Source organism: Inquilinus sp. (genome assembly GCF_057815775.1).
In genome coordinates this window covers 1-11,176 of sequence record NZ_JBYRFX010000623.1, presented here as the reverse complement: position 1 = coordinate 11,176, position 11,176 = coordinate 1, and the positions used below count along the sequence as shown (strand labels likewise).

At 68.8% G+C, this 11,176-nt stretch carries 13 protein-coding genes; 4 read left to right on the top strand and 9 right to left on the bottom strand.

The genetic code is table 11. The annotated features are described in order from the left end of the window. The first annotated feature begins 126 nt into the window (after positions 1–126). Together AC3XYG_RS21785 and AC3XYG_RS21780 are read left to right on the top strand one after the other, a co-directional pair. Entirely contained in the window at positions 127–990 is an 864-nt protein-coding gene (locus tag AC3XYG_RS21785) for a HEAT repeat domain-containing protein (protein ID WP_489141964.1), read from the top strand. Positions 991–1,072: 82 nt separating this feature from the next. After that, positions 1,073–1,846: a FadR/GntR family transcriptional regulator gene (locus AC3XYG_RS21780; RefSeq protein WP_489141963.1), complete on the top strand. Its 774-nt coding sequence runs from the start codon at positions 1,073–1,075 to the stop codon at positions 1,844–1,846. Positions 1,847–1,875: 29 nt separating this feature from the next. Here AC3XYG_RS21780 and AC3XYG_RS21775 read toward each other — a convergent pair whose 3' ends face one another. Continuing rightward, positions 1,876–2,178 carry a hypothetical protein gene (locus AC3XYG_RS21775; protein WP_489141962.1) on the bottom strand — a complete coding sequence of 101 codons (303 nt, stop codon included), beginning with the start codon at positions 2,176–2,178 and terminating at the stop codon, positions 1,876–1,878. A gap of 329 nt (positions 2,179–2,507) precedes the next feature. Between AC3XYG_RS21775 and AC3XYG_RS21770 the strand changes: the two genes are divergently transcribed. Beyond that, entirely contained in the window at positions 2,508–3,419 is a 912-nt protein-coding gene (locus tag AC3XYG_RS21770; protein ID WP_489141961.1) for a dihydrodipicolinate synthase family protein, read from the top strand. Positions 3,420–3,431: 12 nt separating this feature from the next. Here AC3XYG_RS21770 and AC3XYG_RS21765 read toward each other — a convergent pair whose 3' ends face one another. The 7 genes from AC3XYG_RS21765 to AC3XYG_RS21735 form a co-directional block, all read right to left on the bottom strand. Continuing rightward, on the bottom strand, positions 3,432–3,842 hold the full coding sequence (locus AC3XYG_RS21765; protein WP_489141960.1) for a type II toxin-antitoxin system VapC family toxin: 411 nt from the start codon (positions 3,840–3,842) through the stop codon (positions 3,432–3,434). Beyond that, positions 3,839–4,078, bottom strand: a complete 240-nt coding sequence (locus AC3XYG_RS21760) for a type II toxin-antitoxin system Phd/YefM family antitoxin (protein WP_489141959.1) — start codon at positions 4,076–4,078, stop codon at positions 3,839–3,841. The genes AC3XYG_RS21765 and AC3XYG_RS21760 overlap by 4 nt, the downstream gene beginning before the upstream one ends. 69 nt (positions 4,079–4,147) lie before the next feature. Beyond that, positions 4,148–5,176, bottom strand: a complete 1,029-nt coding sequence (locus tag AC3XYG_RS21755; protein WP_489141958.1) for a proline racemase family protein — start codon at positions 5,174–5,176, stop codon at positions 4,148–4,150. Between the two features lie 201 nt (positions 5,177–5,377). Further along, the gene (locus AC3XYG_RS21750) at positions 5,378–6,382 is read right to left on the bottom strand and encodes a 4-hydroxyproline epimerase (RefSeq protein ID WP_489141957.1); all 1,005 of its coding nucleotides are present in this window, start codon (positions 6,380–6,382) and stop codon (positions 5,378–5,380) included. A gap of 1 nt (position 6,383) precedes the next feature. After that, positions 6,384–7,607, bottom strand: coding sequence for an NAD(P)/FAD-dependent oxidoreductase (locus tag AC3XYG_RS21745; protein WP_489141956.1), 1,224 nt, complete (start codon positions 7,605–7,607; stop codon positions 6,384–6,386). 3 nt (positions 7,608–7,610) lie between these two features. Continuing rightward, positions 7,611–8,711, bottom strand: a complete 1,101-nt coding sequence (locus AC3XYG_RS21740; protein ID WP_489141955.1) for a M24 family metallopeptidase — start codon at positions 8,709–8,711, stop codon at positions 7,611–7,613. 10 nt (positions 8,712–8,721) lie between these two features. After that, positions 8,722–9,489, bottom strand: a complete 768-nt coding sequence (locus tag AC3XYG_RS21735; RefSeq protein WP_489141954.1) for a GntR family transcriptional regulator — start codon at positions 9,487–9,489, stop codon at positions 8,722–8,724. Between the two features lie 333 nt (positions 9,490–9,822). Here AC3XYG_RS21735 and AC3XYG_RS21730 point away from each other — a divergent pair, with 333 nt between their 5' ends. Then, positions 9,823–10,956: an HNH endonuclease gene (locus AC3XYG_RS21730; protein ID WP_489141953.1), complete on the top strand. Its 1,134-nt coding sequence runs from the start codon at positions 9,823–9,825 to the stop codon at positions 10,954–10,956. Here AC3XYG_RS21730 and AC3XYG_RS21725 read toward each other — a convergent pair. Continuing rightward, a partial coding sequence (locus tag AC3XYG_RS21725) for a helix-turn-helix domain-containing protein (protein WP_489141952.1) occupies positions 10,957–11,176 on the bottom strand: 220 nt, incomplete at its 5' end.

Below are 11,176 nucleotides of genomic sequence, written 5' to 3'. Positions count from 1 at the left end.
AATTCGAACTTCATCATGAACCGCTTGTCGGGGGTCAGGTTCTTCATCTTGCGGTGCCAGATGTCGTAATGGATCAGCAGCACCGAGCCGGCGTGGCGGGCGCCGGACCAGGCGCCGTCCTTCGCCATGGAGCCGGTGTGGAAGGCGCAGTGGCGCTGGCTGACCGGCAGCACAGCCGCTGGCGGCACCGCCGATCTCGACGCCCTGCGCAGCGGCCTGACCGGAACCCCAGCCGAAGCCGCGGCGGCGATGTCCGTGATCGCCGATCTCGGCGCCGGCGCGGCGGCCCTGGTGCCGGCGCTGCTGCCCTGGCTCGACGGCAACGACGAGGCGCTGCAGCTCGACGCCGCCTACGCCCTGGGCGCGATCGGCGCAGCGGCACTGCCGGCGCTGCTGGACCGGGTCTCGGCCGACACCAATCGCGATCCGGAAGACGGCAAGGAGAAAAGCGACGCCGGCCGGCTGACGCCGAAGGACTGCATCGCCCTGTCCTCGGGCTATGGCCTGGTCGAAATCGGCGCGCCGGCGGTGCCGGCGCTGCTCGACCTGCTGCGCACCGGCACCGACCGGGCCCGCAAGCTCGCCGCCTTCGCCCTGGGGGAGATCGCGGAAACCGGGCCGGAGGTGCGGGATGCGCTGATCGCCGTGCTGGACGATGCCGACCCGCACATCCGCATCGCCGCGGTCGAGGCGCTGGGGTTGAAGCCGGCCGATGACGCCACCGTCGCCGCGCTGGCCTGCAGCCTGGGGGATGCGGATGAGGAGGTGCGGTTCGACGCCGTGCTCGGCCTCACCCGCATGGGGCCCGCCGCGGCCGCCGCGGTGCCGGCGCTCGGGCGGGTGCTGACGGAGGATCCGAACCGCTATGTCCGCGGCTATGCGGTCGAGGCGCTGTCCCGCATCGGGGATGACGCGGCGCACCGGGTGCTGGTACCGTATCTCAAGCTCTCGCGCTGGTGCCCGATGACCACCTCGGCGAGCATTTTCTGACATAGTGCATGGCGCGGCATTGACGGATCGACGGGTCTCCCTCTCCAAGCGACCGGAACCGGAGGGAGGGGGAGGCGCCCCGATGCCGGACGACTCGCTGGCCGCCATGATCGCAGCGGCGCTGGCGGCCGGGTCGGGCCAGTCGCTGGCCGGCGGTGCCGTGCGCGAGACGGTGCAGGCGCTGGGCCGCGCCATCGTCGCCGGCCGCTATGACGAGGACGGTCCGCTGCCGACCGAGGCCGAGCTGGCGGCCGAATATTCGGTCGGGCGCAACGCGCTGCGCGAGGTCATCAAGGTCCTGGCCGGCAAGGGCATGATCCGCACCGCCCGGCGCTATGGCTCGCGCATCCGCCCGCGGCTGGAATGGTCGATCCTCGACCCCGACGTGCTGGCCTGGCATCTGCAGGAGCCGGACGGCATCGGCCGCTTCCTGGTCGATGTCGCCGAGCTGCGCGAGATCATCGAGCCGCGCGCGGCGGAGCTGGCGGCGCTGCGCGCCACCCCGGCGGAGGTGGAGGAGATCGTGGGGCTGGCAGCGCGGCTGGCAGTGGAGACCATGCCGCGGGTGCTGGACACCGATGTCTGGTTCCACCTGGCGGTGCTGAACGCCTCGCACAACCGCCTGCTGTCCGGATTCGCCCGGTCGCTCGACGTGCTGCTGCGGGTGCAGTTCCTGGTCTCGGCGCATGGCATCGCGCCGGAATACGCGTATAGCGCGTCGGCCGATTACCACATGGTGATCGCCGAGGGCATCCGCAGCCGCGACCCGGCCAAGGCGCGGGACGCGGTCATGGCGATGCTGACGCGCAATCGCGGCATCGCCGAGAAGGTCGCGGCGCCGGGCGGACCGCCTTAAGAAAGGCAGCCGCCCGATGCCGGTTTGGCTTAGGCCAGCGTGAGCGAGCGCGGCATCACGACGGTGCGGGTGCGGCGACGCTCGACCACCACGGCGCTGCCGCTGTTCGAGCGGACGGTCGAGGTGATGCGCATGGTCGACCGCTTGGCCATCTCCGCCGCCTGGGCGTCGGCCGTGGCGCGGACATCGTCGACCGACAGGCCGCAGAGTTCGGCGGCGATCAGCAGCCGCTCCTCATAATCGGCGGTCAGCCCTTCGGCGGCATAGAGCGCGTCTTCGACGGTCGGATATTCGCGCTTGGTGACGTAGCGGACGTTTTTGAGGGCAGGCATTGGATTGCTCCCGAAGACCTTCACCTGTTGATCCGGATCATCTGATCCCGGCCTTGCGTTCTGCACGGCCGGTCAAATGCCCGTAAAATGTGTTGCAAAGAGGGCGGGGCTGCGACCGCTGAGCGGCTTCTGGGCTGCGTCTCTCTGCTTTGACAGGAAACATCCTACCATTTCGCACTGCAACATAGATCTGCATGAAATGCTGCGGTGCAATGCGAAGAGCGAAGAGCTCGCTTCGCTTGTGAATCTTGTCGACAAATAAAATACAGAAGGTATTCTGGATGAGCCGACCTCAGGCAGGCGGCCGATCACACAGGGATGACAAGGCGATGGGCGGGCAACGCTGGGCCGGGGTCTACACGGCGATCACCACCAAGATGGATGCGGCGCAGGAGGTCGACCTGGCCGGGGTGCGCGCCGATGTCGCGTTCCAGATCGACGGCGGCGTCGACGGCATCATCTGCTGCGGCTCGATCGGCGAGGCCAGCACGCTGACCGCCGACGAGAAGATGGCGATCGCCACCGAATCCAAGGAAGCCGCCCGCGGCAAGCCGGTGCTGCTGACCGTGGCGGAAGATTCGACCCGCGCCGCCGTGGCGCTGGCCGAACGCGCCAAGGCCGCGGGCATGGACGGGCTGATGCTGCTGCCGGCGATGCGCTACGTCTCCGACCGGCGTGAGACGATCCAGCATTTCCGCACCGTGGCGCGGGCCACCGACCTGCCGATCATGGTCTACAACAACCCGCTGGCCTATGCCGTCGACGTCACGCCGGACATGTTCGCCGAGATGGCGGATGAGAAGAACTTCGTCGCGATCAAGGAATCCTCGGGCGATGTCCGCCGCATCACCGACATCCTGAACACCGTCGGCAGCCGCTACGACATCTTCACCGGCGTCGACGATCTGGCGCTGGAAAGCCTGATGCTCGGCGCCATCGGCTGGGTCGCCGGCCTGGTCTGCGCCTTCCCGCGCGAGACGGTGGCGATCCACAAGCTGGTCGCCGCCGGCCGGATCCCGGAGGCACTGGAGATCTACCGCTGGTTCATGCCGCTGCTGCACCTCGACGTCTCGCTGCGCTTCGTCCAGAACGTGAAGCTGGCCGAGGCGATCGTGCGCGGCACGTCGACCGTGGTGCGCCAGCCCCGGCTGGAACTGCAGGGCGCCGAGCGCGACCGGGTCGAAACCATCGTCCGCACGGCGCTGGCCAAGCGGCCGGATTTGGCGAAATACGGGGTTTGAGGTAGGAAGGCTTCAGCCTTGCGGCGGGGCGGCTTCGAACAGGCTCAGCCCCGCCACCTGTCCGGCATAGCGCCGGATCTGGTCGTCGGCGGTGACCAGGACCAGCCGTTCGACCACGGCCTGGGCGATCAGCATCCGATCGAACGGATCGGCATGGAGGCGGGGCAGGGCGGGAGCTGACTCGGCGTGCTGCTCGGCAATCGGCAAAGAGCCGAAACCGTTTGCGCGCACTGCGCGGGGTATCGGCTCGTCAAGCTTGAGTTTCCCAAGGGCATGCTTGATCGAGATCTCCCAGACCGAGGCGGCGCTGATCCAGATCTGGTTCGCGGGATCGGAGATCGCGCGTCGTGCCTTCATCGTCAGGCGACGATCGTCCTCGATCCACCAGAGCAGGATATGGCTGTCGAGCAGAAAGGCCGTCACTCGACGCCAAACGCCCGCAGAATCTCGTCCGGCAGCGGCGCGTCGAAGTCGTCCGCCACGTCGCGTAGCCCGATATTATTGACCGGCTTGCGCGGTTCCCGCTGCTCGGGCACCCCGACGATCCTCGCCACCGGTTTGCCGTGGCGGGTGATGACGATCTCCTCGCCGCTTCCCGCTCGGTCGACGAGGGAAGAGAGTTGGGCCTTGGCTTCAGCCAGCGGGATCGAGGCGGTCATCGGAACCTCCAAAATATCTGATGTTCCAAATTTGGTCATTTTGACCAGATTTTCAAGTGCGATCGAGCGTCAGTGGGACCACAGCGTCTCCAGCCGCTCCGGCACCGCCAGGCCGTCGGGCAGGGGATCGTCGGGTTCGATCGTGAAGCTGGCCTCGCCGGCATAGTGGCCGCGGCCGGCGACGCGGGCGACCACGCCGTCGGCCGTCACCCGGGCGATCCGCCCGGTGAAGGGCGCGCCGGACAAGCCACGAATTTCCCAGTTGGCGCCGGGCGCGATCCGCCCCTTGGCGTGTTCGAGCGCGAGGCGGGCGGTGACGCCGGAGCCGGTCGGCGACCGGTCGATCTGGCCGTCGCCGAACCAGCACAAATTCCAGCTTGGGCCCTGACCCGGCACCGCGTCGTCGGTCAGGATCGTGCCGTAGAGGAAGCCGAGATCCGGCTCGCGCGGATGGCGGATCGTCACGGTCGCCCGCAGATGGTCCGAAATCCGGGTCATGGCGTCGTGCAGCACCCTCACCGGCGTGCGCTGCAGGTCGAGGCCCAGCCGCGACGCCGGCAGGATGGCGTAGAAGGCGCCGCCATAGGCGATGTCGAGCGTCACCGGGCCGAGCCCCGGCACCTCCACCCGCAAATCCGGCACCGACAGGAAGGCCGGCACGCTCTCGAAGGCGACGTCGCCGATCCGGCCGTCGGCATCGACCGCGACGAACACCTCGACCGGCCCGCACGGGCATTCCAGCACGAAACGCGTCTCCGGCGCCTGCTTCGGCACCAGCCCTTGGTCCAGCACCCAGCGGCCCAGCGCGATGGTGGCGTGGCCGCACATGGTGGAATAGCCCTCATTGTGCGTGAACAGCACGGCCAGGGCGGCGCCGGGGTGGCTCGGCGTGGTCGGCCAGACGCCGTACATCTCGCGATGGCCGCGCGGCTCGAGCATCAGATGGCGGCGCACGGCATCATGGTTGGCCATGGCGTCGCGCCGCTTCTCCAGCAGGGTCGCGCCCTGCAACTCCGGCACCCCGCCGGTGAAGATCCGCACCGGCTCGCCCGCCGTGTGCATGTCGGTGACGGTGTAGTGGATGGGGTCGGATGTCATGTGGCGGCTCTCTTTGTCTGAAAGGAAGCTCTCATCGTTGACAACCCCCTCCCCCTAGCCCCCTCCCGCGAGGGGAGGGGGGACTCGATTTGTCGTTGCCGTTGCGGGCTATCGCCGATCGCGGGACCTCCGCTTTTCTGGTCCCCCCTCCCCCTGCGGAGGGTAGGGGGAGGGGGTTGGTCCCGCCGGGACCGCCGTCGCCTAAGGAACCGTGAACCCCTTCACGAACGGGTCGCGGTCGTCCAGGAAGATGGTGTTGTAGCCGGTGATCCAGGCCTGGCCGGCGACCGAGGGGACGATGGCGTCGCGGCCTCCGACCGTGGCCGTGTCCTCGACCCGGCCGTGGAACAGGCTGCCGATGATGCTCTCATGCACGAAGGCGTCGCCGGTCCTCAGCTCGCCGCGGGCCGCCAGCTGGGCCATGCGGGCCGAGGTGCCGGTGCCGCAGGGCGACCGGTCGATCGCCTTCTCGCCGTAGAACACGGCGTTGCGGGCATGCGCGTCCGGATGTTTCGGCCGGCCGGTCCACTGCACATGGCGCAACCCGGAGATGGTCGGGTCGTCGGGGTGGACGAAGTCGTAGCGCTCGTTCATCAGCCGGCGGACGATCGGCGACAGGCGCTGGATCTCCCCGGCCGACAGATCCTCCAGGTCGGCATAGCCCGGCTGCGGCTCGACGATGGCGTAGAAGTTGCCGCCATAGGCGACATCGGCGACCAGCGGGCCGAAGCCAGGCAGGTCGATCGCCAGCTTCTCCGCGTGCAGGAACGATGCGACATTGCGGATGCGGACCGAGACGACATGGCCGGCCGCATCCTGCTCGTATTCCGCCTCGACGATGCCGGCCGGCACCTCCAGCCGCAGCCGGCCCGGCTGCTTCGGTCGTACCAGCCCTTCCTCGATCATCACGGTCACCGTGCCGATGGTGCCGTGGCCGCACATCGGCAGGCAGCCCGAGGTCTCGATGAACAGGATGCCGGCATCGGTGTCGTCGCGGCTGGCCGGGTACAGGATCGACCCCGACATCACGTCATGGCCGCGCGGCTCGAACATCAGCCCGGTGCGGATCCAGTCGAACTCCGCCAGGAAGGCCTGGCGCTTTTCGCTCATGGTCGCGCCGTTGAGCGGCGGGCCGCCGCCGGCGACGACGCGGACCGGGTTGCCGCAGGTGTGAGAGTCGATGCAGAAGAAGGTGCTCTTGCTCATGTCACTGGAATCGTTGGATGCCGAAAGGGGCAGGGGCCGGCGTGCCGGACAGGATCGCCGAGACGAGGCGGGCAGTGGTGGCGGACAGGGTCAGGCCGAGATGGCCATGGCCGAAGGCGAAGACGATGCGCCGGTCGCGCGGATGCGGGCCGATCACCGGGAGGCTGTCGGGGGTGGACGGGCGGCGCCCCATCCATTCGGTGCCGCCGGTTTCCGGGATCGCCGGCAGGTAGCGCCGGGCCTTCTGCCGCAACGCCCGGGCGCGGGCGTAATTCGGCGGGGCGTCGACCGCCGCCAGCTCGACCGCACCGCCGATGCGCAGCCCGTCGGCCAGGGGCGAGGCGACGAAACCGTGATCGGCGAACACCACCGGCATCGGCAGGCGGACCGGCGCCTCCGGGATCGTGGTGTTGTAGCCGCGCTCGGTCTCCAGCGTCACCTTGAGGCCCAGGCCGCGGACGATCTCGCGCGACCACACCCCGGCCGCGATCACCACGCTGTCGAAGGCCCGGACCGTGCCATCGGCCAGGCGGACGCTGACGCCGTCCGGGCTGGGTTCGACCGCGGCGACGGCACCGGCCACCAGCCGTTCGCCCAGGAAGCGGCGCAGGTCCAGCAGCACGGATAGCGGGCTGTCGACCATCCAATAGGCGTGGCACAGCACGGCGCGGGCGAAGCCGCCGGCCAAGTCCGGCACCAGTGCGCGGGCCTCGTCCGCCGTCATCGGCTCGAAGTCGTGACCGCCGAGGCGCCGGCGCAGCTCCCATTCCGGCAGCGCGGCGCGGAAGCTGGCCTCGCTGTCATAGATATCCATCGCCCCGGTCTGGCGCAGATGGCTGGACAGGCCGGCCCGGCGGGCCAATTCGTGATGGTCGTCCAGCGCGCCGCGCATCAGCCCGCCCAGCGCGGCGGTCGATCGCTCGACCTGCCCGGCCCGGGCCGCGGCCAGGAAGCGCAGCAGCCAGGGCGTCAGCGCCGGCAGGTCGCGCCAGCGCAGGGCCAGGGGGCCCAGCGGGTCCATCAGCCAGCGCGGCACCGATCCGAGCACGCCCGGCCGGGCCAGCGGCGTGATCTCCGGAAAGGCCAGCAGCCCGGCATTGCCGGCGGAGGCGTGACGGTCCTCCGCCCGGCGCTCATAGACCGTGACGGCATGCCCGTCCGCCGCCAGCCAGGCGGCCGCGGCGCAGCCGATCACGCCCCCGCCGATGACCGCGATACCGGCCATTCGTCAGCCGACGATGCGAAGATCGCTGGGGAAGCTGGTCAGGCTGTCGACGCCGGTTTCGGTCACCACCACGTCGTCCTCGATCCGCACGCCGATGCGGCCGGCGGCGTACAGGCCGGGTTCGATGGTGAAGACCATGCCCGGCTCCAGCACCTGGTGGTTGCCGCGCATGATGTAGGGATCCTCATGGGTGTCGAGGCCCAGGCCGTGCCCGGTCTTGTGGATCACGAAGTCACGGAAGCGCGAACCCTCCAGCAGCGACAGCACCGCGTCGTCGACGGCATGGGCGGTGACGCCGGCCCGCGCCGTGGCGTGGCCCAGCCGGTTGGCGGCCAGCACCGTCTCGTAGAATTCGCGGGACTCGGCATCGGCCTCTCCGACGAAGACGGTGCGGGTGATGTCGGCGCCGAAGCCGTCGACCGAACCGCCGAAATCGAACAGCAGCGCATCGCCGCGCTTCGCCGTCTCATCGCCGGCATGGGCATGCGGCTCCGCCGCCTTGCCGCCGGCCGCGACGATCGGGGAGAAGGACAGGGCGTCGGCCCCGCCGGCGAAAAGATGGCCGATCAGCAGGCCCTGGATCTCGCGTTCGGACAGGCCGATGCGCACCGCCGCCAGGGTCTGCTCCAGTGCGGTTTCCGACAGGGCGATGGCCCGGCGCAGCGCTGCGATCTCGGTCGCATCCTTGCGCAGCCGGATGGCGGAGATCGCCTTCTGCGCGTCGACCAGCTCGACACCGGGTAAATGGCGGGCCAGGGCGATCTGCACGAACACCCGCATGCCCTGGCCTTCGACGCCCAGGCGGCGCACGGCCAGCCCGTCCGCCGCGGCACGGAAGGCGGCGTCATAGCCGTCGGCATCCTGCCAGGGGAAGACGCGGGCCGGGAAATCGAGGGCGCTCCAGCTGTTGCCCTCCAGCACCGGCAGCACCAGCCGGGCCTCGCCCTCCAGCGGCAGGATCAGCACGATCGGCCGCTCATTGGTGCCGAACCGGCCAGCGGTGACGTATTGGAAGTTGGCGCCGGGCACCAGGGCGACGGCGTCCAGCCCGGCGGCTGCCATGGCGCGGCGCAGGGCATCCAGGCGGTGGTTGCGAACGGTCATGGTCGGCCTTTCAGGCGGGAAGCGAAGCGGCGGGTGGTTCGGCGGCGGGGCCCAGGGCGACGTCGCCACCGACGCCGCCGGCCAGGAAGCCCTGGATCTGGCGCACGACCTGCCCGGCATGGGCGCGGGCCAGGCTGTCGGCCCGTTCGGCGTCGCGATCGATGATCGCCTGGATGATCGCCTCATGCTCGGCGACGAACTCCGCCGGCAGATGGTCGTCGAAGGAGGCGTAGTAGATCCGGTTCAGCCGCCGCCCTTCGTCCAGCAGCCGGCCGAACAGCTCGGTGTAATAGGCGTTGCGGCCGGCGCGGGCGATGGCGAGGTGGAAGTCGCGGTTGGTGTCGGACATGCCGATGGCGTCGGCCTCGGCCACCGTCCGGGCGAATTCGGCCTGGTGCGCCCGGATCTCCTCGAGATCCCGGGGCGTGCGGCGCAGCGCCGCCAGCCGCGTCGTCACCCTGTGCATCAGGGTCAGCGCGTCGAAATGGGCGGGCAGGGCGGAAAAATCGATCGGCGCGACGATGGTGTTGCGGTTCGGCAGGGTGGTGACCAGCCCTTCGCCGGCCAGCCGCACCAGCGCCTCGCGGATCGGCGTGCGCGACAGGCCGAAGCGCTCGGCGATGCGCGTCTCGTCCAGGGCCGACCCGGGGGCGACGACCAGGTCGAGGATGTCGTGCTTCAGCGCCTCATAGACCGTGGCGACGCCCTTGCCGCGGGTGCGCGGCTCGGCCGGTTCCGTCGGCGCAGGGTCGGCCCCGCCGCCGCGTTTCGTCGCCATCCGTGCCAAGGGCCTGTCCTTCCCGCAACCTGCTTCGGCGGGATGATAGGCTGGGAGAATGCAGTTTGTCGACAAGCCTGCGCAGGCGCAGGAAAAGGAGCGGCGAAGATCCCGCCGCCCCTTTTGAGGCTGGGCCGCGCGCCGGGCTTGGGACGGGACCGGAACGCAACCTGGGAGACGCGTCGAGGGTGCTCGATCGTCTCGATCGATATATTTCATGGAATACATCGATCAGTCAACGGCCGGGATGCCGGACTCGCGAATAGGGGCAACGTCGGCGCATACTTGGCGTAAGGGGCCAGATGAAGCGCCTGACAGACTGCAGGGGGACACATGCTCAAAGAAGATCATCAGGCGCTGAGGGAATGCCTTCTGCCGCCCATCCCGGAATTGCGAGAAGCCGCCGACTTGCTGAGCGAGGCGGCGGACGGTTTGCTGGCAGGTGATGAGGAACTGGCCCGGGATCGTATCCAACGTGCGGATCTGCCCGTCGTCCACGACTGGGCATCGCGCATCATGGGAAGCGTGGACCGCGATATCCATCGGTACCGGCGTATCGAGGGGCACGCCGATGCCGTGCTGCCCATCGAAAGGATTCCTGAGCGTATGCCGGGCCGCGCGATCGCCACGGCGATCTATGCGCGGGACGGCTGTCGCTGCCGGTTCTGCTGCAGCCGCGTCGTCCTGCCGATTGCGCGGTCCGCCATTGCGGCGAAGCTTCCCGGCGCCATTCGCTGGGGGGACAAAAATAGGGAACAGCACGCGGCCTTTTTTGCCCTCACCGCGACGATCGATCACCTCGTCCCGCATGCGAAGGGAGGCGGGAACGAGCTGGAGAATCTTCTGACGACCTGCCAAGCCTGCAATTTTGGCAGAGGCGTCTGGCTGATCGCTGAAGTCGGGTTGATGGACCCACGGATCCGCCCGCCGATTGTGGATTCATGGGACGGCTTGATGCGGCTTTCCGCCAGTAAACCCCGAAAGGCTGGGCAGGCCCGAGCGGCCACCACAGCCCTGACGACTGCAAAAGACGTTGCCAAACCTTCAGTGGTTGCCGACGCATCGAACAAGCAGGCGGCTTGGTTTTCCAGTCTGGATCATGACCTGGGCACATCTTCGGCCCGACTGCTGACTTTCCTGCGAGACTGCGAACCTCTCGAGGTCAACTGGAAACTCAACAAAGTGCTGCTGGTCAGCATGAATGCCGGTGGCCGATCGCTAAATGTCTTTGGCATCGAGCCAAATGGAGAGGTGGAAATCCCCTGGTCTATCGGCGAAGAGAAGAATCGGTTCCGCTGTTTTGCGGAGACCCTGGCTGCTGCGATCCCCGAAGCGATCATCTATGAGACGCCGAGGATGTGGCGTGTCCGCAAGGAAAGCGGAAGGTTGAACATCCTCGACATCCTGAACGCATCCGACGGGGCTCTCGAAGCGTTTCGGAAACTGCGCCAAGCCCTAGAGAACTGATCACCCCGATGCTCCACCCGCCCGCCGCAACTCGCCGGGGCGGATGCCGTAGCGGCGGTGCATGGCGCGGCTCAGCGCGCCTTCCGACTGGTAGCCGACCTCCGCCGCGACCTGTGCCACCGAGGCCTTGCCCCGCAGCAATTGCTGGCGAGCGAGGCCCAGCCGCAGGTCGGTGAGGAAGGCCAGCGGGGGGCTTCCCGCCGCGGTGCGGAAGGCCCGC